Below are 23,157 nucleotides of genomic sequence, written 5' to 3' on the forward strand. Positions count from 1 at the left end.
AATATTAAAGCCAATTAGTACAAAAGATATTGTATTATCAGGAGTTATTGCAGGATTATATACATCTATTCTTAACGTCATCGTTAATAAAGAATCATTCAAATCTGGCCTTATAACTGTAACTGCAGCTGCAATTGGGGGTGGAGTTGGTGCTGCATTGTCAAGAACTATTTCTACAAAATTGGAAAATGTTGACACTGAACAACCAAATATCCCAGGACAGAGCATATAGCTACTCTCTCCTTTATCGTTACCCCGGTGTTATGATACTGGGGTAACACCTTTCGCTATGTAAATTAACTAAAATGTTCATACAGTTTTTACTGAAATGACATTATTCACTGCTTCCTATATAGTTTGAAAACATGCTCTTAGCAGCTGCTTGAGGTCAGCTATAGAATTTTAGCCACATTCTAAATGTTATATATTAAGTTAACTATCTATACTTTTTTATTAAGATATAAATTATACCAATATGAGAATTTACGTTTTTTTCAGATGAGTCACTTTATGCTTGATATTGTAAAGACTAATAAATTAGAGGTTAGAATTATGACAATTAATCAACAAGTAAATAAAAATATAACTAAAGAAGAATATTTTAACGATAAGCATGTTATAGAAGTTAAAGATTTAAATATTAAAGTAGAGGTTTATTCTCACGATTTAAGAGCAAGTAAAGTTGCTAAAATTGAAAGTGAAATAAGAGAAACAGCTACTAATTTTAAAGATGCATTTAAGTTGGAGCCTGGTAGCTCAGAACAAACGTTCAAAATTTATGTGTTTGATGATAAGGCTGATTACACTCATCTTGGCGGAAGCGAACGTTTTGGTTCTTACCTTGGAGATGAGGGTGGTAAATGTTACTACAAAGGAGAAGCTGATGTTTTTGCTGAGATGTATGTCTATCAGCAAGGTGGCGTTCATAACCTTCAGCATGAATTTGCACATGGTTTAACTTACTTGGCTACAGGAGGAAAATCTCTACCTACAGTATTAATGGAGGGAATTGCAGATTACTTTGAACATCATTCAGATCACAAGTTCAATGCTCAAGGGTCAAGCATTGATAAAACTGAAGCCGCAAATTTGGATCTAGGTGGAATTTTAAATTTACAATACTCAGCCAATGGTGAAGAAAACAGTTTAGTGTATAAAACTGGTCATGCGTTGATAATGTACTTACAGGAAAAAGATCCTAGTTTATTAAGAGACTACCTAGATGCTTTACGTCAAGGTAACTCAGATGAATCAAAAAGTTTCTTGAAAGACATAAAAAGACATGATGCTGACTTCAAAAGTTGGCTTGCTGAGAATGATACAGAAACTGCAATGGAACATCTCAACGCTTTGCAAGTTACAAAAGGAGATTTTATAGCAACTGGTCAAGAAATAGTGGGTGGAGAAATTAAAAACATATCCTACTATAAAGCAAATATAGAAAAGATAGATGGAGAAAACGTTGGAAGTTTTTCTCCTGTAGAACATGTTGCATTTTATGATGTTGCTCGTGCTATTAATAGGGCAACAAATGATAACCTCGATATATCAAAGGAATATCATTTTTTAAAGGTAGTAAAAACTACTGATGGGCAGGTTAAGCTGACTTACTCTGATCAACAAGGTAATGAATATCAAAATAGTCAAGAGTATAAAATGCAAGCTTTGAGGATATTATCAAAACATGGTGAAGATCTTAGAAAATCTTACTATGATGGGAAAGAAGACTTAGATAAGCAGAAGGATATAAAATATAATGATGTGTTGAAAAGCCTGCGTGAACAGGAAGAAACACAGCGTCATGATGCATACGAACAATACAAAAGAGGAGAGATCTCTTATGAGAAATTTGTAGAAAAATGCAATTCAGCCAGCACTAATTATCATAATGAAGATAAGAGATTATATAATGCTACACAGGACAAATATACACAACTGAAAGATGATTTGCTTGATAAAACCATAAACGCTGGCTTGAAACAAGTAAAAGAAACTCAGAACATTGACGTAGAAAAGATGTTAGAAGAGATGGTTAATATCGATCCAAACTTGATAAGAGGTACAAATCATATTGATCTACAAGAAGGCAAGATTTTTTCTATGCAAGCTCTTGGTCACGGAGATATGGGTGCACTATCTATATATGATGGGAATACAAAGCTTGGAGAGTTGTCGAGCGAATCGGGCTTTTTTAAGCAAGTTGAAGGTCAAACTAAAGAAACTTTTGTTTTTGAGGACATATTGCACAACTTGAATACTCAATATGACGGTGGTGCTTATATGGCTATTACAAAAGAAAATGGTCATTATAAAGCTTCTTTAATAGACGGTAGAACAGTTGAACGTGATGAATACTTTGATGAAGCACATTTACATGAAAATGAATTGTTGCATCCTAGCACTGGACACATTCAAAAAGATTTAGATTCTCTGCTTCTTAGAGGGACCAAAATTCTAAATCATCAGGATTCAAAGCATGCTCAATATTCTGATGAGCAAAGAGAAAGCGGCGTAATCGTAGAAAAAGGAACATTATTGGATGATAAAGGGACTGATAGAACAGACGACGATGTATACGAAGCGGTTGTAAAGCAAGGAGGCGAAAATCTACATGCATTCAAAAATATGGGTTTCTATATTACTGAAGAGATAAAAAATGAAAGAGGTGAAGTTATAAATGAAAGTAACTTGTTCATTCATGATCATGGAAAAAACGTAAGGTTTCAATTGCCAGGCAATGTTACTCACCTAAAATTGGTGGAAAAAGATGGACAATATAAATTAGCACCATCTGATTCTGAAGGAAGAGAATATAGTAGCATACCAGACGAATACAAATATATTGACCCAGTATTTGCACATGAATATGAAAAGAGAGATTATTCTCATAAACATATAAATGTGGGCCTTATAAACTTAGAAAAATATGCCTCTGGTAAACTTTTTACCATTAAACATGATCCAAATGATTATCAGATACAAAGAAACTCGAGTGGTGAAATAGTGAGAATCAACAATCAAAGATATTTCACTAAAGTAAAACTATTTGATGGTGATACTGATGAAGAAATTGGAATGTTATCTAATAATTTCCATAACTTCAAAGGAAAAATATTCTTTTCTGCTGATTATAACTACAGTTATAACGATTTCCTATCATCTGTTTCTCCTCAAGTTGAAATTGAGGATATGGGAAATGGAAGTAAAAAAATAACTTTTGATCAAGGTGATGGCGATATCGGTGACACTAATAGAGGCTACACTGACTATCAGAGAATATTCACAAAAGAGAAACAAACCGAAAGTCCAAAAGGGCAAGTAAGTGAAACTAAGACAGAAGTTCATAGTACTACTAATGTTGTTGCTGAAGAGAGAACTGTATCAAACGACAATAGTGAAATACAGTCTGATCAACCACAAATTCCAACAAGGGCAAAAAGGTCAGCTTCAGTGGAGGAGAAAGAGCAGGTAGTGTTGAAAGACACAATCTTGAAAATAGAAAAGAGCTATGATAGAGATGTAGAAGGAAAGCATAAGGCAAATGTAACCATAGATTATAATGATGTAAAAGCTTTGTATGATAGGGCAGAAGGAGCAGAAAAGCAATCTGTGTTAGATTTTTGGAACAAACTGCATACATCGAATTATAAGGTTGGTACTTTGCCGGAAGACAAGTATTACTTTAAAGATGGCAAATTTGTAATTCACGATAGTGATACAAAAAAGCTTATAGTGTTACCTGAGGATAAGGTATCTATCAAAATAATGAAGGATGGTGATAGTTATAGTTTGGCTATATCAAATGGTAATGGCAAAGTAATAAGCAGCATTAGTAAAATAGATAATCCAAATTACGAATTGCTATCAGATTCAAGTCACTTCAGCTTAGAAACACAAGATAACTTTGAGTTATTAGATCAACATCATGAATATAATCTCTATCTAGAGAATGGTTTTGTGAAAATGTTCGACTGCGCAAGCGATCACGTTTATCACGATCATAACTCAGCCTATATATAATATACAAGGAGGGCCCTGCCCTCTTTTTGTTATTCCAATGCCCAGACACTGGCATCCAGTTAAATTTGCTAGTATAAAAGTAATCAACGTTTCTTATGATGGAAAAATGGATTCCAGTGTCAAGCACTGGAATAACACCAAAGGGGCTACTAGGATGACATCATCTGCTACATACTTGAATCACAAGAGAAGAATTCTGAAGCAAAAAGCTTCAAGGAAATCTTATGCAAAATCTAGTATTTACGGAATTTATATTATTTTCATGCACATTATGGTTTTTATAATTAACGGAGAGTGTGATATGGCGTTGAGTGATAATTTGAATGGTAAAACAGAACAACAGCTCATAGACGATGGTGACTTTATAAATGCTCTAGTAGGAAAGCTTAAAGCAGGAGCTGGTGATCATGGTGTTTATACTAAAACTGCTGCCGATACTGCATTTGCTAAAGTCGATGGTGCAAATTTAGATGATGCTAAAGTTACTGCTATTTTAGAAAAGCTTACAGACAAAGTTGTTAAAACTTCAGAACTTCCAGCAAAAGTTGCAGATAAAGCTGTTGTAGATGCTATAACTGCTTCTTCTGATTTTACCGGTAACGTATACACTAAAACTGCTGCCGATACTGCATTTGCTAAAGTCGATGGTGCAAATTTAGATAATGCTAAAGTTACTGCTATTTTAGAAAAGCTTACAGACAAAGTTGTTAAAACTTCAGAACTTCCAGCAAAAGTTGCAGAACAAGCTGTTGTGGATGTTTTAGTTCCTGCCCTTGCAACAGTTGGTACTGATGATACTAAGAAGGTTTATACTAAAGGCATAGCGGATACTAGTTTTGTTAAAATCGATGCTTCCAACCTTACAGATGCAGCAAACCAAAAAGCTTTCGCAGAAGTTATTCTTCCTGCTAAAGATGGCCTAAAATCAATCTTAGTAGAAAAATTAGGAGGATTCCTTGATGCTCCTGAAACTCCATACGGTGCTCAGGAAAATCAAGCAGCAAAAGCATTCTTAGCTGAAAAAGGATTGAAGCTGATACCTTCAGAAGTAGCCACCGCACTAATTACTGATGCTGTGAGTAAAAAAGGCCTAGCAGATGAAATTGTAAGTAGTATAGATTTACAAAAAGATTTAGCAGAAAGTCCAGAATTACAAAATGGATTAAAAGAGAAATTGATAGCAGACCAAAAATTTAAAACTGAGATCAAAACTCAGGCTAATGCTCAAGACGCAGGATTTCAAAAAGCTGTAAAGGCAGTAATGTCACAAGATGACTCTAAAAACACTATACTCAGCTCTAGTGATCCAATTTTCAAAGGCGCTGTACAAGATGTAATTTCACAAGAACAATCGAATTTTGCAATTCCACAAGATTCAAGTTCACCTCTTTCTTGGGATTGGTAATGTAAGTGCTAGTGAATGACATCGCAAGATGTCATTCACTGTTGTCATTCCAGTATCACATGCTGGAATGACATCCTTGTTTTATTGCAACTAATTTGCAGTGATTTTTGTTTTAATGTAAATGGAATATAGTCCTATTGCTGCTGCGTTTGAAACATTTAGACTATCAATTACGTTTGACATTGGAATTTTTAAAAGATAATCACAACTTTCTTTCACTAATCTCCGCATTCCTTTCTCTTCAGAACCAAAAATAATTACTCTTTTTTGCCCAAAATTCTTTATTTCATCTATATTTTCCTTTGCATTGCAATCAAACCCATAACACCAGTAGCCTATCTTTTTTAAAGACTCCATCGTTTTTACTATGTTTGTAACGTATATTAGAGGAACAATATCCAGTGCTCCACTTGCTGCTTTTGCGATAGATGCATTTTCGCTCGGTGAATGGTGATGTGGTAAAACCAGTGCATCAATGTTGAAATAAGCTGAGGTTCTTAAAATCGATCCTATATTGTGTGTATCAGTAATTTGATCTAAAATGACTATAGTAGAGCTGTTTTCAGCTATTTCTTCAATATTTAAGCTATGAAAAATAGGAGTAACTTTTAAAGCAATTCCTTGGTGATTTACACCTTTGGGTAAAACATCATTGAACATTTTGTTCTCTACCAGTCGAGGTTTAATGCCCTTACTATCTGCACATTGTTTAATTTCTTTCTCAAATTCTCTGTAGAAATTTTCTGTTACTAACAGTTCTATACACCGCCTATTTTTGTTTCTTAATGCTGAAATACAAGTGTGCTTTCCATATATCCAACAGTTTTCATTAGCTTTTGATGATTTCATCTCATTATTGAAAATCAGTTTTTTATAGAATAAGCAATATTTTACTGTGTTTATATATTGTTGTAAAATTATGCAGTTCAATTAATGAATTTATGTCAGATGATGAGTTAGATTGGCAAAAAAATGTTAAGCCAATAGAATGTGGAAAAGTTACTTTGAAAGTTGATCACAAAGTAAATATAAAATCTATGATTGATAAAGGTGTCTCTAGTTTACAAGAAAATTTTCTTAATACTGATAATGGTGATTCATCATTTTGTCTTGACTACAATACAAAATTAAAGATCGATAGGGGTAAATATTTTATAAGCGATAAACTCGATTTGCACGGCTATAGTATAGATAATGCTTATTGTAAATTGATAGATTTTATTATCAAAAATTATCAAGCAAGGAATAGGTGCTTATTGGTAATTACGGGGCATGGTAATAGTACAGATAAAATAGACACTATAAAGAATAGCTTAAATAAGTGGTTGAATGACACAAAAGTTCGAAATATGATCTTATACTATCAGCAAGCCATAAAAAAACATGGTGGCAAAGGAGCTTTTTATGTCTTATTAAGAAGAAATAAAGGTTAATTTTAGAGTACCTATTTAGGAGTACCTTTCTTAGAATTCACGTGTTGAAGAATGATTTCTGCTAAACCTTTACTAATTCCAGGTACGTTTTGAATTTCAGCTAGAGAAGCTTTGCTTATATTTTCTACAGAACCAAAATGAGACATGAGTGCCTTCTTTCTTTTACTGCCAACACCGGATATTTCACTTAATTGTGAAGCAAAAAACTGTTTATCGCGTTTTTTTCTATGCGAAGTTATCGCAAAACGGTGAGCTTCATTACGCAGCAATTGTAAATAAAGCATGACCTTACTGTCACTTGCTAGAGTAAATTCTTCTCTGTCCGGCACATAAAATCTTTCATTTCCTGCATTACGATCATGACCCTTTGCCATACAAGCAAAAGGAACTTTTATATTCAATATTTCCAACACATTCTGCACTATGGAAACATGTCCTGGACCGCCATCAATCAGTAAAAAATCAGGGATTATATCTTTTATATTGCCAGAGAAACGTCTAGTCAGCACTTCTCTCATCATTTTATAGTCATCACCTGAAATTTCTTCTTTTATAGTAAATTTTTTGTATTCACTTTTTAAAAAACCTTCCTGCCCTGCAACAATCATCACACCAACTTGTTGATTTCCAGATATATGGCTATTATCATAAACCTCGATACGCTTTGGAATATTTGGTAACGAGAAAATCTTCCTAAGCTCTTCGAGCTTTTCTAGATTATTTCTATAATCAGTAAGCTTCTGTTCTAGACTATGCTGAGAATTATTGTAAATAAAATTCAACAAATCACGTTCTTTACTATTTTTCGCATGCAAAACTTTTATTGATTTTTGAGTAAGAGCATACAGTGCTTGTTCTATAATTTCCTTATCCACAATAGAATATGGAACGTAAATTTGCGCTGGTGGTGTGTTAACTGGATTATACAAATTGACCAAAAAGGTGGATAAAATTTCATCATTTGAATGATCACTACAATTCTCAATGAAGTAAGGAATGCTTCCATAGTTACCTTTATCTCTGAAAGATAGTACACCAATGCATGCTAAGTCTGCCTCACGTACAACGCTAAAGAAATCTGCATCTTCTTCAAAAGAAAAATCCATTGGCTGCATTTGAATCTGCTGAAGAAATTTCAATCGATCTCTATAGACAGCAGCAAGCTCGTAGTTCATCTCCCTACTGCACTTTTCCATTGTAGAAAATAGCTGTCTTTGCACTTCTTTATTCCTTCCTAGCAGAGTATCTTGTGCTTGTTTTACTGATTTGCAGTAATCATCTTTTGTAATTTTATCTACGCATGGTGCTGAACAGCGCTTAACTTGATACTCAAGACATGGTCTTTTTGTTGAAGAGAAATATTGATCTGAACATACTCTTAAGAGAAAAGCTTTTTGCAATGATAATATAGTGTTCTTAACAGCAGCAGCAGATGGAAAAGGGCCGTAGTAATGAAACTCATTCTTCTTAAACTTACCTCTATATTTCGCTATTCTTGGATAATCATGCTTAGAAATTGTTATATAAGGATAAGATTTTCCATCCCTAAGCAAAATATTATAAGATGGTTTTAACGATTTTATTAACTGTGCTTCAAGAAGCAATGCTTCGATTTCATTCTCAGTGATGAATATTTCAACCTTAATAACCTGTAAGATCATTACTCTGATTCGTTCAGAAAGGTTTTCGAATTGAAGGTAGTCGGATAATCTCGACTTCAAGTTTTTTGCTTTACCAATGTATAAAACCTTACTCTTATCTCCAATCATCTTATAAACGCCACAGGATTGTGGAGATGATTTGATTTGTTCCTTATATTGCCTGAGCATTTATCAATTGTTTAACCTGTATAAGGTTAAACTCTGCTACTAAATGAAAGGTAGAAACAACATTTGCAAGCAAAGATAACCTGTTTATTCTAAGCTCATTAGAATCACAGTTAATCTTTACACTGTCCATAAATTGATTGATAAATGGAGCAAAACGAGCAAGTTCATCAAGCGCTGTATTAAAGTCGTTATTTTCTATCGCTTGTTTTATGTTTTTACAAGCAGCTATAGCACAATTTGATAGCGCAATCTCCTCATTTTCAATCAAAAACTTCTTACTGTAAGATGCATTATAAGTAGTGCCATCACTTTTTCTCACTTTGCCCATCATATTACTGGCTCTTTTATAAGTGCTTAGAACCTGTTCACCTTCTTTTGTACTAAGATAACGATCCAATATCACAGTTTGCTTTTCCGCTTTCAGCAGATCATTAATATCGACTTTATATAGTATTGAATCTACAACATCTTGCCTTATATTTCTATTTTTTAAAATAATCTTGAACCTTTCTAAGCAGAATTTAAATACTAGTTCTGAAATTTGTTTTTCACTTGGCTTATCAACTGGAGTTATATTTTTATTCAATAGAAGTCTTGAACATAAAGATACTGACTTATCTATCAGCAATCTAATTGGAATATGCAAATTATTTTCAAGTATTGTTCTAATTATACCAATTGTCATTCTCCGCAAACCAAACTGATCATACGAACCAGAGATTTTCTCACCTGCTGCAATTAAACCAACCAAACTATCCATCTTGTCTGCAATAGCTACAGCAATCGCAGTAGGAGATTTAGGACATTCTTGCTCCGATCCAATTGGCTTATAGTGCTCAGTTATAGCTTCTACTACTTCTTTATCTTCTTGAAAATAAGAAGCGTAGTATCCACTCATTACTCCTTGCAATCCCGGAAATTCTTTCACTATCAACGTTGCAAGATCTGCCTTTGCTAAATATGCAGCACGTTCAACTTTAATTAATGAAGCATGTGGAATAAATATCGCTATATACTTTGAAAGAGCGATAATACGCTTCACTTTTTCTTCTACGCTACCGAGCGAAGCATGAAATGAAATAGAGCTCAATTTTTTGACATAGTAATCTAGGTTTTCCTTCTTGTCTTGAGATATCAAAAACTGGGCATCAGCAAGACGTGCTTCTAATATTCTTTCATGACCTTTGACAACTTCATTATTGTTAACATTTACAACAGTAACAAAATGTGATATTTTCTGTCCATCACTTAAAGCAAGATACTTTTGCTGCGTATTAATTATACTAAGTATTACTTCCTTCGGTAATTCTGATGATTTTACTTTACCAAATAATACTATTGGCCACTCTATAAGCCCTGCCAATTCATTAAGTAAATAATCATTTTTTTCAAGTTGTAAGTTCTCCTCTTTTGTAAACTTATTAATCTGATCTAGTATAAATTGCTTTCTTTTGTCCAACTGGAGAATGACATTATTTTTTTCTAACAATTCAAAATAGTCTTTGGGTGTTTTAACAGTAAGTACTGCATCACCTGAAAGAAACCTATGACCATACGTCACGTTGCATGCTGTAACCCCTGCAAAAGATATAGGTATTATTTCGTCATTTAAAATACATAGAATATTTTTAATTGGCCTAACCCATCTCTCTTTTCTTTCACTCCATCTCATACTCTTTGGCCAAGAAAAGTTTTTTAGCATTTCCTCCAGTTGATTTTTGAGAAACCCGTTGATGTTAAATAAGCAGCTTTCTCTCTTAATGAAGTAAAAATCTTCATCATTTACTTTGCGAATGAGTAAATCTTCTTCACCTTTCCGATTTTTTCTCAAAAAACCTTCGATAGCACTTTTCGGTGCATTAACTCTTGGTCCTTTAATTTCATTGTTAGAATCTTTTAGCTCTAAAGCACTTATGCCATCAATAAAAAGAGCAATGCGACGTGCAGTCACATAAACTTCTATAGATGCAAATTTCACATTATTTTTACTAAAAGCATTAGTGATATAGCTCTTAACCTGAGCTGCAGATGAATTCTGCATTCTTGATGGAATTTCTTCTGAAAGACATTCAAACAATAATTGTGACAACATATTCTACTTTGCTCTATATAATTCACAGCATTTTTTTGTTAACTCTCTCACTCTACCAATATAGGCTGTACGTTCATTCACACCAAGCACACCTCTTGCATCAAGTAGATTAAGTAGATGGCTCGTTTTAATACATTGGTCATAAGCTGCTATCGGCAATTCTTTTTCAACAAGGAATTTACACAGTTTTTCTGTATCCTCAAACTGCTGTTGTACTACTTTAGTATCATAATAATCAAGTGCCAGGTAAGAAAACTCTCGCTCTCTTTGTTTAAAAATATCTCCATAAGTTACACCATTATCGTTCCACATTATGTCGTAAACATTATCTACACCCTGTATGCACATTGCTAAACGCTCTAACCCATATGCTACTTCACCAGGAATTATTCTGCAGTCAATACCTCCCACTTGCTGTATATAAGTAAGTTGTGTTACTTCCATTCCGTTGCATGTAACCTCCCAACCAAGACCGGATGCACCAACACTTGGGTTTTCCCAATCATCTTCAATAAACTTAATATCATATTCTTTTGTCGATACACCAAGAGCTTTTAAGCTATTTAAGTAAACATCTTGCAAATTGCTGCCAGATGGTTTTATTATAACTTGGTATTGATGATGCTGATATAAGCGATTAGGGTTGTCGCCATAACGCCCATCTGTAGGTCTTATTACTGGTTGTAGATACGCAATTTTTGTTGATTTTTCGTCAATTGCTGACATGATTGTTGCGGGATGTAGTGTTCCAGCTCCAACTTCAGACGTATATGGATGAAGTATAGTACACCCTTCATCTGCCCAAAAATCTTGTAATCCCTTTATTATATCCTGTAGATTCACGCAAACTGTATATCTTTTAAACTGAATACATAAGCAAATAAGTACTATTCTATACTTATTTTTTTAATAGTGCCATGAAAATAGTCACTCAAGGCTATTGAACTTTCTTTTACATACTCAAATATGCTTTTGTTTAGAACAATCGCATCATGCATAGTCAGATCGCAGAATATAAATGCAGTCAAGTACAATAAAATCACTGCATAAAACACATGAAAAATCCCTTCAAATGTGATTGATATTGCATTGTTATAACTAAGCTGTATCGTACTTATCGGCCATGGTTTTATTACTTCTACAATATTAAAAAATAAATAAGGTATTATAAAGAAAAAGAACAAATGCATAAGATCATTAAACCAAAATGGACATTTAAGTATTGCCTTGCATATACTTAAATAGAATTTACTTACAATATAATAAATTGACATTATTGCCGGCATCGAAAGCGCAACAGTCATCACCTGTCCTGATGCTATTTGTACTACTATATTCTCATCACTGCTGGCTGAAGGATCTTGAATGTGAAAAATGGATATTGCAACTAATTGCAGCACTAACATAACTATTGCTAGCTTGGTAAAAATAGCAGCTACAACTATGCCTGAATTCGGCATTTTATATAGTATAAAATCACCTCCGTATGTAAGCATTAATATAATGTCGGTAATAAATAATATTAGAAAAGAAGACCAATAATGCTGCCAACCCGGTAAATATCCTACTCCTAAAAAAGAGCTTACTATTTTGGCAGGAAAAACCTTGCCTAGCATCTTACCCAAAAATTGAAAAAAAATCCCCATGTCCTAACTAACACTTGACTTATATTTTTCACAATACTGAATTGTAATGGACTTATCAATACACTTCTTGCATAGAAAAAAGGCAAATAGTTAAAAACGATCTAAACCGTTGCCCCTTTATACTAGTAGCCTCCTTTTTTGTCATCCCAGTGCTATCCCCTTCTTGTCATTCAAGTAGCTGACACTGGGATCCAGCCTTTCTTACCAATAAAAACTTAGAATAAGATCTCCTTTGTGCTCAAAAAATTCCTGGATTCCAGTGTCAGCTACTTGAATGACATCTTTAATCTCCGTATAGCTATGCGTCACGCGCTGGCCTGAAGCTTTAACTATAAATATTAAAAAATTTACCAAGCGAGAAAAAGGCAAAAGAATCCCCTAGTAGTGAGTTTTGACCCTATAATAATGTAAATTGGCATTGTAATAATGTGCTAACGCTTATTTTAAGCGCATTTTGGCTGAATGTAGAAAAAATAAAAAAGACATGCAGCCGCTATAATTTTATGTAATCTGCCAATATATACCTGAGTTTTTTACTGAATTTTGTTGTTAAATCTGCAGAGATTAAAAACAAGGATAAATACTCTTATTGATATGATAAGGAAAGTGGGAAGGTTTGTCAAGTCACTTCAGCCAGCTACCTACTTAGATGTTCCAGACTGCTAAGTAGATACCAAATTTTTTGCAACATCAAGTGCAGCATAGGTAAATATTGCACTTGCACCTGCACGTTTAAAACCAATTAAGGACTCATAAATCACTCTGTTATAATCCAACCATCCATTATTTGCTGCAGCTTTTATCATTGCGTATTCGCCGCTTACTTGGTAAGCAAAAATCGGAAAATTGAACTTTTCATTTGCTATTTTTATTACATCTAAGTATGGCATACCTGGCTTTATCATAATAAAATCTGCACCTTCATCTATATCCATTTCGATTTCGCAGATTGCTTCACGTGCATTTCTATAATCCATTTGATAACCACTTTTGTCGATGAAATTTGATGATGCGCACGAACCGACAACTTGCCTGAATGGCGCATAGAAGCTAGAACAGTACTTTACTGCATAGGACAATATTGACACATTCTGAAAGTTATTATCATCCAATGTTTTTCTTATTTTTCCTATCCTGCCATCCATCATATCAGAAGGAGCAACTATATCGCATCCTGCTTTTGCTAAAACAAGTGCTTGCTTACATAATGCTGACACAGTCTCGTCATTTTCTACATCTATCCTACTGCTTTTTAAAATGCCATCATGACCGTGAGTAGTGTATGGGTCTAGTGCAATGTCTGCAATAATGCCAATATCCGGTACATTTGATTTTACAGCACAAATTGCTTTACAGATTAAATTGTCAGGATTGTACGCTTCCTCGGCGTTTTCAGATTTTAGTTTACTATCAACTACAGGAAAAATTGCAACAGCATTAATCCCCGAGTCCTTAGCTTTCTGAATTATAGAAATTAATCCATCTATTGAATAACATTTGATATCAGGTAAGCCAGAAATTGGCTCAATTGTTTCTTCTCCGTCATGAACAAATAAGGGAAAAATCAAATCATTTACTGATAAAGTGCTTTCACTTGTTAAATTGCGAATCCACTTGCCTGAGCGCCTACGCCTTAACCTTGTATTTGGGAAATTAAACATTGGATCCAGGCAAATTCCCAGTAAAAAGCAACACTCCTGAAATGAGTATTACCCAAAGTACCGATATTGGCAAAAATACTTTCCAACCAAGACGCATTAATTGATCATAACGATAACGAGGTATTGTAGCTCTAATCCAAACAAATATAAACAAAAGTACAACTATCTTCAAAACAAACCAGATTAAACTAGGAATTTTATACAGCAAACTAAGCTCTAATGGAGGATACCACCCTCCTAGAAAGAATATTGTCATCATAGCGCTTGCTAAAATCATATTTGCATATTCTCCCAAGAAAAAGAGAGCAAAAGGCATTGATGAATACTCGACGTTATACCCAGAGACGAGCTCTGCTTCAGCTTCTGGTAAGTCAAATGGGTGACGATTAGTTTCGGCAAGCAAAGAAATAAAAAATATCATTCCTATAGGCATTAGTAATAAATCAATCCAAAATGGCATATTATGTTTCGCTACCACCATCTCTCCAAGATTTAATGTGCCAGTTGTAATAACAACTGTAGCAACTATTAGACCTATTGAAACTTCATATGAAATCATTTGAGCAGCTGACCTTATAGCGCCAAGAAATGCGTAATTAGAATTACTAGACCAGCCTGCAATAATAATGCCATATATTCCCAAAGAGGATATAGCTAGCACATAAAGCACTCCAACATTAATATTTGCTATTACCTTAGGGATTATTACCTGCTGTCCATTTTCTGTAGTTATTTCAGCTCCAAATGGTATAACTGCCCAGGAAATTAATGCTAAAATAAAGGTGATCATTGGAGCCATAATAAACAGTATTGTGTTTGCTCTAAATGGTATTATCGGCTCTTTAATTATCAATTTGATAGCATCTGCAAACGGCTGCAATAAACCAAATGGCCCTACTACACTTGGACCATGTCTCAGTTGAATTGCACCAATAACTTTGCGCTCAAAATATACTAAATATGCAACTGAAAGCAGTAGCGGTACTAAAACAAATAAGATGTTAACTAGCGTATTCATAAAAAGTCTTAGTACAATCCGCCATTATTTTTGAAGCGCGACTTATTGAGTCTGTCATATAAAAATTACACTTTTTTAGAGTGAAAGGGATATTACTTAATTTGATCTCATCATAGGCAATCGACACCCATTTATTTTTTACTACTTGGTCAGCATCTTTAAACTGTAGGCCAACAGTGTCTAATTTTTTTCTCACGTCAAATAAACTATCATATAGCAAGGAAAGACCCAAATATTGGGATAAATTTTTTATAATCAACCAATCTTCCTTTGCTTCACCAGGAGGAAAAACAGCTAAATTTGTTCTCTGTGCTCGACCTTCAGTATTTACATAAGTTGCATATTTCTCTGTGTATGCAGCTCCAGGTAGAATGACATCTGCTATATGTGCCCCCCTATCACCATGGTGACCTTGGTAAATTACAAACGTATTTTCTAACTTTGATATATCAATTTCATCTGCACCAAGAAGATAAACAACTTCTATCTCGCCACTTTCTGCCTGCTTTAGTATTTGGTTAATATCTTTTCCATCTTTTTTAGGAACAAATCCAATATCGAGTCCACCAACTCTTGCTGCAGTTTTATGTAGCACATTAAAGCCATTCCAATCATCTCTGACCATGTTGAATTTTTCTGCAATTGTACTAGATAGAGCTAAAATTGATTCAGAATCGTCTCTTGTCAATGCATCTTGACCGATGATAAACATAGGATTTGAAGCAGCGCTCAGCAGCTTACAAAATTTGTGATTCCCTTTTGCTATTTCATTTAAGATATCAGGATTGTCACCTAGCTTCTCAACATGGTATAAATACTCAATGTCAGGGCCAATGCTTGCAATAAGAAAATTGCCTTGTAAATATCTTTTTCTTATGCGTGCGTTAATAATTGGTGCCTCTACTTTGGGATTTGTATTTATAAGCAGACACAAATCTGCATTCTCTATGCCCTCGATAGTGGTATTGAACACATAAGATCCACGATTACTTGGTATCAGTTTTGCTCCATCCTGTCTGCAGTCTATATTTGCTGAACCAAGCTTATGCATCACTTCCTTCAGCAGAAGCATAGATTCACAATCTGCTAAATCACCTGCAATTGCAGCTATTTTGTTTGGTTTCGTACTTTTTATTTTTTTTGCAGCAAAAGTCAATACTTCATTCCAGTCAACTGAGACTAATTTGCCCTCTTTTTTTATATAAGGTCGATCGAGGCGTTGTACTTTGAGTCCATCGTAAGCAAAACGAGTTTTGTCTGATATCCATTCCTCGTTCACTTCTTCATTAAGTCTTGGCAATATTCGCATAACTTCAGGACCACGATAATCAACTCTAATACTGCTTCCTACAGCATCCAGCACATCTATAGTTTCGCAATGTGATAGCTCCCATGGGCGCGCTGTAAAAGAGTAAGGCTTTGAAGTTAAGGCTCCCACAGGGCAGAGATCTATAATATTCCCAGATAATTCAGAGCTAATATGCCTTTTTATGTAAGTACTAATCTCTATATTCTCTCCCCTTCCGATTCCTCCAAGTTCGTTTGTACCTGCAACATCAGACAAGAATCTAACACACCGAGTGCAATGAATGCATCTATTCATTGCAGTTTCAACCAGCGGACCAAAATGTTTTTTTGGCACAGCTCTTTTATGCTCATCAAGTCTGCTTATTCCTTTTCCATAAACCATTGTTATATCTTGCAAATCGCACTCACCACCTTGATCACAAATTGGACAATCAAGTGGATGATTAATTAGTAAAAACTCGAGCACTCCTTCACGTGCCTTTTTTAACTTGGTAGTGTCGGTGTGAATCACCATACCCTCTGCAACTGGCATTGCGCAGGAAGCTACTGGTTTTGGAGGACCACCCTCCACTTCAACTAAACACATTCTGCAGTTACCAGCAATTGCTAAACGCTCATGATAACAAAAACGTGGAATTTCAATGCCCACAGCTTCACAAGCTTGGATTATAGTGAGCCCATGCTCTACTTCACATTCCTTAGAATTAATAGTAACTTTCACTATACAGCTTCCCACTTTATAGGGTTACCACTTACCTCATCTTCAACTAGATTGCCGTTATCGTATTGAGCAGACATATAGTTCATACGTGAATCACGGTCTATATACTTAACCGGTTTTACCGGTTTATCCTTATACATTTTTTGTTCAGCTTTCTTACGTTGAGTAGGGTTATTTTTACTAGCTGTTTTCGCTTTCCCACCTGCTGCCATATAAACTCCTAAAAACTTCTTATTTTATTTTAACACTTAAGTATACACCGTCAATGCTAAATAGCTTTAAAGTTTTAATAGGCCATCATTACAATCATCATTTGAACAAAATACTTTCTCTTGATGCTGCTCAAGTGTGTAACTTTAGAATCCCCAAAAAAGAAAATGTAAGTTACTTTGATGATATCATTTTCTACGTCTTATAAACAGACATTCATGTAGCCGTAAATTAAGCTATAAACTCAATACAAAGATCCTTAATTATTAATCTCATAGTACTTCTCAACCAACTTATTTAGCAACCTTACACCGAAACCTACTGCCCCTCTTGGAGAAATATCAGTGCCTTTTTCGTGCCAAGCAGTGCCTGCAATGTCTAAATGTGCCCAACAAGTGTCGTTTACAAAACGCTGTAGAAACTGTGCAGCCATTATACTATCTCCACCAGAACCTGCAGGAGCTATATTTTGCACATCAGCAATCGGCGAATCAATAATTTTGTTATAAGTTTCATTCATAGGAAAGCGCCATAATTTCTCATTTACTTCATTTCCTGCATCAATCAGATGATTCGCTAATTCATCGTTATTTGAAAAAAGACCAGCATATTCATTATTTCCCAGTGCAACCACTATAGCACCAGTTAAAGTTGCAAGGTCGATCATAAATTTCGGTGCAAATCTATCTTGTGTATACCATAAAGCATCCGCAAGTATTAGTCTTCCCTCTGCATCGGTATTTAATATTTCTATTGTTTGTCCAGACATTGAAGTGACTACATCGCTCGGTCTTTGAGCATTACCATCCACTGCATTTTCTGCAAGTGCAACCACACCAATTGCATTTACTTTTGCTTTTCGCCCAGCTAGAGTACGCATCACTCCAACTACAGTAGCAGAACCTGCCATGTCATATTTCATTGACTCCATACCGCGTGAGGGTTTAAGTGACACTCCACCAGTGTCAAACGTTATACCCTTGCCTATAAAAGCTATTGGTTTTTGTTCTTGAGAAGCCCCATTCCATTTTATCACCACTAACTTTGGCTCTTTACTACTTCCTTGCGCTACTCCAAGCAGGGCTCCCATTTTTTTCTCTTCCATTTGCTTTTTATCAAGCACTTCAACCTCAAGACCAAGTTTAGTAAGTTCAGCTTTTATACGATTAGCGTAAGACTCTGGATATAAAATATTAGGTGGCTCAGTAGTAAAAGCACGTGCAAGAAAGATACCTTCACCTTCGTGTTTTAAACGCTCAAATGATTTTTCAATGCTACTTAACTGTTCATCTTTTACTAATAATGTAATTTCCTCTACTTCTGTAATTTTTTCATCCTTTTTAGTTTTATACTTATTAAACTTGAAACTGCGCAGAAATGCTCCATATGCAACATTTGCTGTACTGCCCTCGATTGAAATAGCTGCTCGCTTTATTCTTAATCTGCTTAGCTCACAATATATTTTACCACCGATATTTAATCCTTTGCTTTCATCCCATTCATCTCTCATTCCAAGACCAGCAACTATAATATTTTTTCCCTCTGATGAAGTAACGGAGAAAAATTCACCAAAACCTCCATTAAAACCACTAAATTTCTTGATGTTATCTATAGCTTGCTTATCTTGTAGAACATTAGTTATGAGCTTATCACCCTCAAACAAACCTACCACTAGCGTCTCAAAATCGGGTAAAGCTTTAGAAATTGTTATCTTCATCGTTGACATCTCCGTTGCAAATAATTGTAAGCTGCACATAAAACATAGTAAAAACATTAGTAAGATATTTTTCATATACATTTTAAGTACAATAGCGCTTAAGACTACTATGAACTCCCCTGATATGCAAGGGCTTTATCTTTTATCAGAAAATTTGTTATGCCCACCTAGGGTTATATTAAATGTGTAGGTCTTCATGGCCTGATTGTTATAAGTAAATGGTGCTATCAGAAGGCTTGCAAGTCCACTCTCAATAAGATTACCAAGAAGAAGATCATCACAGTTATCGCAATTATGATCAGCAAAAAACATTTGTGTTGTGAATTCTGGAAAATCTGGATGTTGGACCAAAAAGTTGATGTGTGGAGCCCTATCACCAATTTTACCTGGTACTATTGTAATAAAATTATAATAGCCAAGGTTATTTACTACAAATCTTCCTGATCCAGCAAAATTTGGATCAAGCTCCACATTTTCATCATAATAGCTCATGCCAAGTGAGTCTGCGTGCCATATAGAAACCACAGCATTTTGTATCGGTAAGCAATTTACATCAGTAACTCTACCCACTACATTTATTAATTCTCCTGCTGCATTATTTGGAGAGCCAGGTTTTCTTCTTAAATTATTTGAAGAGTTAAAGCTTTTTGGCCTTGTTTCAAGATCATAAATCCCTGGAGTTTCAATACAATTAAGCAAAATAGGATCAGCCGCAAATAATGACAAATCGAATATAAATTGTACTAAAAACGCTAATAAGATATTTTTTACATTCATTTTGTTTATAGTGCTTTTATCAGAATTATAGCAACCTTTTTCTTTTATTAAAGACAAGACTTTCTTTGAATCCTCCTTAGAATCACAACTATCCTTTCAGTGTATGAGTTTTAGGTTTTAGTACTGCATACACAACTGCACGGACTTCCAATTTAGAAATTGCAAATCAATCCAAACACGCAAGTGTAATGTTACCGCCACATGCTGTAGTGTTGACACTTACAACCTTTTCTATAGAAAAACGTTGCAGATAATTAGGACCACCAGCTTTTGGTCCGGTACCTGACAGTCCTCTACCGCCAAATGGTTGCATTCCAACTGCTGCACCTATTTGATTGCGATTGATGTATACATTTCCAACTGATATTTTCTTGCTTATTAAATCGATCTTACTTTGTACACGGCTTTGCAAAGAAAACGTAAGTCCATATCCTGTATTGTTTATATCACTTATAACTTCATTTAACTGCAACTTATTAAAACGTATGATATGTAAAATAGGCCCAAACACTTCTTGCTTTAATTGCGAAATTTTTTGTATCTCATAAATGTACGGAGGAAAGAAATAACCATTATAAGAATTTGTATCCATGGGTACCTTGGACAAAAGGTTTGAATCTTCATCCCTTGATATTTTTTCCGTATGTTTAGTGAGCATATCAATAGATGCTTTGTCAATTATTGGACCAATATCTGTGCTCAGTTGTATTGGGTCACCTATCTTTAGTTCTTGAGCTGCATTGCATATCATTTTTATCTGTTTTTCTGCTATATCTTCTTGAATAAATAGCACTCTGAGAGCAGAACAACGTTGACCGCCACTGCGAAATGCAGAAATTAAAACATCCTTAGTTACCTGCTCTAAAAGAGCAGAACTATCAACAATCATAGCATTTAATCCACCAGTTTCAGCGATAAGTGGCACAATAGGACCATCTCTGCTGGCAAGCATTCTATTAATTATTTGAGCGGTCTGTGTTGAGCCGGTAAAAGCTACACCGGAAATTCTATTATCTGGCACTAATATTTTACCTAAATATCGACCATCTCCTGGAACAAGATGTAATACATTTTTTGGTATTCCAGCTTCGTGTAGTATCTTAACGGCTTCATAGGCAATAATCGGCGTTTGCTCTGCCGGTTTTGCCAGCACTGCATTACCTGCTACAAGTGCAGCTGAAACCTGCCCAATGAAGATAGCAAGTGGAAAATTCCACGGTGATATGCATAAGAAAACTCCTCTGCCCTCAAAAAAGATGAAGTTATCTTCACCTGTTGGACCTGGCAATTTTTTCCAGTCATTCAGTTCGTTTTTTGCTATCATTGCATAATAGCGCAAAAAGTCGATTGCCTCTCTTACTTCTGCTATTGCATCGGATAAAATTTTTCCTGCTTCCAAGATCAGAATGTAAACCAACTCTTTCATCCTTTCCTCAAGCAAATCTGCAGCTTTTTCAAGGCATTTAGCGCGCTCTTCTGCTGAAATATTCTGCCACTTAGTAAAAGCACTATGTGCTATTTCAAGAGCATTTAAAGCCTGAGCGCTTGTTGTACTTGACACTTCTCCAATTACATTTTCCAAATGTGCAGGATTCACTACTTCGATAAATTCAGCACTATCAAGTAGTGCCTTTCCATCAATTATTGGCCCAACTTGCCATTTCTTTTCACTAAATTTTTTTATATCATTTGCAAATTGCGAAACTGTAATTGAATCACTAATATCCATCCCCAAGGAGTTTTTTCTTTCCTCTCCAAAAATATCTTGTGGCAATGGAATGTTTTGATGAGGTTCATATTCTAAACTTTTAGCTTTTTCTAATGGATCCGAGACTAATTCTTCAATTTTAACGTTAGGATCATTTATTTGATTGACGAACGAACTATTAGCTCCATTTTCAAGAAGACGCTTAACAAGATATGTTAATAAATCACTACGTTTACCAACTGGTGCATATATACGACAGCTGATGCTTGTTGCAAGTTCTGACATTGCATAATCATATAAATCCTCACCCATTCCGTGTAAACGCTGAAACTCAAATCCAGGATGATCTTTGTCAGCAAGCTCTATTATAGTAGCAAAAGTATAGGCATTATGAGTTCCAAAGCATGGGTAAAAGTGATTTACTTTGCTTAAAAGCTTCTGTGCACACGCAAGGTAGCATACATCAGTATAGCTTTTTCTTGTAAATATTGAATAACCACTTAACCCTAGCTCTTGTGCACACTTGATTTCTGAGTCCCAATATGCACCTTTCACAAGCCTTACCATAATTTTATGCTTTGATCGGATAGCAACATCCTCAACAAAATCAAGCACAGATAAAGCACGTTTTTGATATGCTTGTACAGCCAAGCCAAGCCCTCCCCACTGAGAAAGTGACTCATCAAGACGCAGTTGCTCGAATAAAACTAATGACATCTCAAGTCTTTCTGATTCTTCTGCATCTATGCATAGTGAAATGTTGTATTTTTTTGCTTCACGACAGAGCTCTAAAACCCTAGTAAATATCTCACCAGCAATTCGGTCAAATTGACCAAATTCATAACGTGGGTGCAAAGCAGAAAGTTTTATTGAAATTCCATGGGATTTAAAACAATCATTCACTTCAGTAGTTGCACCTATAGCTTTTATTGAGTGCATGTATGAATCAAAACACTCTTCTGCATCTTCAGCTGTGTGAGCAGCTTCGCCAAGCATATCAAAAGAGTATAAAAACTTACTATTGTCATCTAGTTTTGCATATCTTAAAGCTTCTTCTATGGTTTCTCCAACAACAAAATGATTACCAAGCATAGACATTGCTTGTTTTACTGCTTTGCGAATGATCGGTTCTCCTAAATTCTTAAGTAACTTAGAAATTGCGTAATAGAACTTCGAATCGCCTTCATTATCTCTCAATATACTGCTACCTATCATCAAGCTCCATGTGGAAGCATTAACAAACAATGAAGAGGAACGCCCCAAGTGTTTATTCCATTCTTGGTTGGTAATTTTATCTTTGATCAATTCGTCTATTGTGTAATCATCTGGTATTCTAAGTAGCGATTCAGCAAGGCACATCAATGCTATTCCTTCATCATTGGAAAGCGAATATTGCTGCATAAAGGAATCTACAATACTTAATTTATTGTGTTTGATTTTTTCAATAACTTGTTTTGCAATATTGTAAATTCTGTTTTTCGAATCAACCGAAAGTTCTACTTTTTCTACAAGATAACGTACACAGCTTTTTTCATCAGTACGATAAAATCCTTGTAAACGTTTTCTGAGTTCATTAGGTTCTTGTATAGAGCTAATCATAATTATCTATAAA

At 34.9% G+C, this 23,157-nt stretch carries 15 protein-coding genes; 3 read left to right on the top strand and 12 right to left on the bottom strand.

Annotated features, from left to right (window positions below; genetic code table 11):
- Positions 1-552: 552 nt before the first annotated feature.
- Both LB100_RS00545 and LB100_RS00550 read left to right on the top strand, forming a co-directional pair.
- Positions 553-4,020, top strand: coding sequence for a peptidase M2 (locus LB100_RS00545; protein ID WP_456200972.1), 3,468 nt, complete (start codon positions 553-555; stop codon positions 4,018-4,020).
- A 37-nt stretch (positions 4,021-4,057) separates the two neighbouring features.
- Positions 4,058-5,425 carry a hypothetical protein gene (locus tag LB100_RS00550; protein WP_456200974.1) on the top strand — a complete coding sequence of 456 codons (1,368 nt, stop codon included), beginning with the start codon at positions 4,058-4,060 and terminating at the stop codon, positions 5,423-5,425.
- Between the two features lie 90 nt (positions 5,426-5,515).
- Here LB100_RS00550 and rlmB read toward each other — a convergent pair whose 3' ends face one another.
- Positions 5,516-6,274, bottom strand: a complete 759-nt coding sequence (gene rlmB / locus LB100_RS00555) for a 23S rRNA (guanosine(2251)-2'-O)-methyltransferase RlmB (RefSeq protein ID WP_456200976.1) — start codon at positions 6,272-6,274, stop codon at positions 5,516-5,518.
- A gap of 92 nt (positions 6,275-6,366) precedes the next feature.
- On the opposite strand from rlmB, the gene LB100_RS00560 reads away from it, so the two are divergent.
- Positions 6,367-6,858, top strand: coding sequence for a Smr/MutS family protein (locus tag LB100_RS00560; protein WP_456200978.1), 492 nt, complete (start codon positions 6,367-6,369; stop codon positions 6,856-6,858).
- A gap of 11 nt (positions 6,859-6,869) precedes the next feature.
- Here LB100_RS00560 and uvrC read toward each other — a convergent pair whose 3' ends face one another.
- The 11 genes from uvrC to putA form a co-directional block, all read right to left on the bottom strand.
- Entirely contained in the window at positions 6,870-8,687 is a 1,818-nt protein-coding gene (gene uvrC, locus LB100_RS00565; protein WP_456200980.1) for an excinuclease ABC subunit UvrC, read from the bottom strand.
- The gene (glyS, locus tag LB100_RS00570) at positions 8,671-10,779 is read right to left on the bottom strand and encodes a glycine--tRNA ligase subunit beta (protein ID WP_264719615.1); all 2,109 of its coding nucleotides are present in this window, start codon (positions 10,777-10,779) and stop codon (positions 8,671-8,673) included. Before glyS ends, uvrC begins: the two co-directional genes overlap by 17 nt.
- Before the next feature lie 3 nt (positions 10,780-10,782).
- Entirely contained in the window at positions 10,783-11,622 is an 840-nt protein-coding gene (locus tag LB100_RS00575) for a glycine--tRNA ligase subunit alpha (protein ID WP_341813171.1), read from the bottom strand.
- Between the two features lie 44 nt (positions 11,623-11,666).
- Complete coding sequence (locus LB100_RS00580) at positions 11,667-12,425, bottom strand: phosphatidylglycerophosphatase (RefSeq protein ID WP_264719614.1); 759 nt, start codon at positions 12,423-12,425, stop codon at positions 11,667-11,669.
- Positions 12,426-13,087: 662 nt separating this feature from the next.
- Positions 13,088-14,086 (bottom strand): porphobilinogen synthase, encoded by a 999-nt coding sequence (gene hemB, locus LB100_RS00585; protein WP_264719612.1) that lies wholly within the window; start codon positions 14,084-14,086, stop codon positions 13,088-13,090.
- The gene (gene nuoH, locus LB100_RS00590) at positions 14,079-15,104 is read right to left on the bottom strand and encodes an NADH-quinone oxidoreductase subunit NuoH (RefSeq protein WP_264719610.1); all 1,026 of its coding nucleotides are present in this window, start codon (positions 15,102-15,104) and stop codon (positions 14,079-14,081) included. Before nuoH ends, hemB begins: the two co-directional genes overlap by 8 nt.
- Positions 15,088-17,136 carry an NADH-quinone oxidoreductase subunit NuoG gene (gene nuoG, locus LB100_RS00595; RefSeq protein WP_456201043.1) on the bottom strand — a complete coding sequence of 683 codons (2,049 nt, stop codon included), beginning with the start codon at positions 17,134-17,136 and terminating at the stop codon, positions 15,088-15,090. The genes nuoH and nuoG overlap by 17 nt, the downstream gene beginning before the upstream one ends.
- Entirely contained in the window at positions 17,133-17,345 is a 213-nt protein-coding gene (locus tag LB100_RS00600) for a hypothetical protein (protein WP_264336834.1), read from the bottom strand. Before LB100_RS00600 ends, nuoG begins: the two co-directional genes overlap by 4 nt.
- A gap of 257 nt (positions 17,346-17,602) precedes the next feature.
- Complete coding sequence (locus LB100_RS00605) at positions 17,603-19,099, bottom strand: leucyl aminopeptidase (protein ID WP_050780608.1); 1,497 nt, start codon at positions 19,097-19,099, stop codon at positions 17,603-17,605.
- Positions 19,100-19,195: 96 nt separating this feature from the next.
- Positions 19,196-19,837, bottom strand: coding sequence for a protocatechuate 3,4-dioxygenase (locus LB100_RS00610; protein ID WP_064085711.1), 642 nt, complete (start codon positions 19,835-19,837; stop codon positions 19,196-19,198).
- A gap of 166 nt (positions 19,838-20,003) precedes the next feature.
- Positions 20,004-23,144, bottom strand: coding sequence for a bifunctional proline dehydrogenase/L-glutamate gamma-semialdehyde dehydrogenase PutA (gene putA, locus LB100_RS00615; protein WP_264336832.1), 3,141 nt, complete (start codon positions 23,142-23,144; stop codon positions 20,004-20,006).
- Positions 23,145-23,157 lie beyond the last annotated feature (13 nt).

This window comes from Wolbachia endosymbiont of Protocalliphora sialia, from assembly GCF_053891855.1.

Bases quoted from the DNA above. Each gene is read 5' to 3' on its own strand.
- uvrC (WP_456200980.1), bottom strand. From the start codon at position 8,687: ATGCTCAGGCAATATAAGGAACAAATCAAATCATCTCCACAATCCTGT.
- LB100_RS00550 (WP_456200974.1), top strand. From the start codon at position 4,058: ATGCCCAGACACTGGCATCCAGTTAAATTTGCTAGTATAAAAGTAATC.
- LB100_RS00580 (WP_264719614.1), bottom strand. From the start codon at position 12,425: ATGGGGATTTTTTTTCAATTTTTGGGTAAGATGCTAGGCAAGGTTTTT.
- nuoH (WP_264719610.1), bottom strand. From the start codon at position 15,104: ATGAATACGCTAGTTAACATCTTATTTGTTTTAGTACCGCTACTGCTT.
- rlmB (WP_456200976.1), bottom strand. From the start codon at position 6,274: ATGAAATCATCAAAAGCTAATGAAAACTGTTGGATATATGGAAAGCAC.
- LB100_RS00560 (WP_456200978.1), top strand. From the start codon at position 6,367: ATGTCAGATGATGAGTTAGATTGGCAAAAAAATGTTAAGCCAATAGAA.
- glyS (WP_264719615.1), bottom strand. From the start codon at position 10,779: ATGTTGTCACAATTATTGTTTGAATGTCTTTCAGAAGAAATTCCATCA.
- LB100_RS00600 (WP_264336834.1), bottom strand. From the start codon at position 17,345: ATGGCAGCAGGTGGGAAAGCGAAAACAGCTAGTAAAAATAACCCTACT.
- LB100_RS00605 (WP_050780608.1), bottom strand. From the start codon at position 19,099: ATGTGCAGCTTACAATTATTTGCAACGGAGATGTCAACGATGAAGATA.
- hemB (WP_264719612.1), bottom strand. From the start codon at position 14,086: ATGTTTAATTTCCCAAATACAAGGTTAAGGCGTAGGCGCTCAGGCAAG.
- putA (WP_264336832.1), bottom strand. From the start codon at position 23,144: ATGATTAGCTCTATACAAGAACCTAATGAACTCAGAAAACGTTTACAA.
- LB100_RS00545 (WP_456200972.1), top strand. From the start codon at position 553: ATGACAATTAATCAACAAGTAAATAAAAATATAACTAAAGAAGAATAT.
- LB100_RS00610 (WP_064085711.1), bottom strand. From the start codon at position 19,837: ATGAATGTAAAAAATATCTTATTAGCGTTTTTAGTACAATTTATATTC.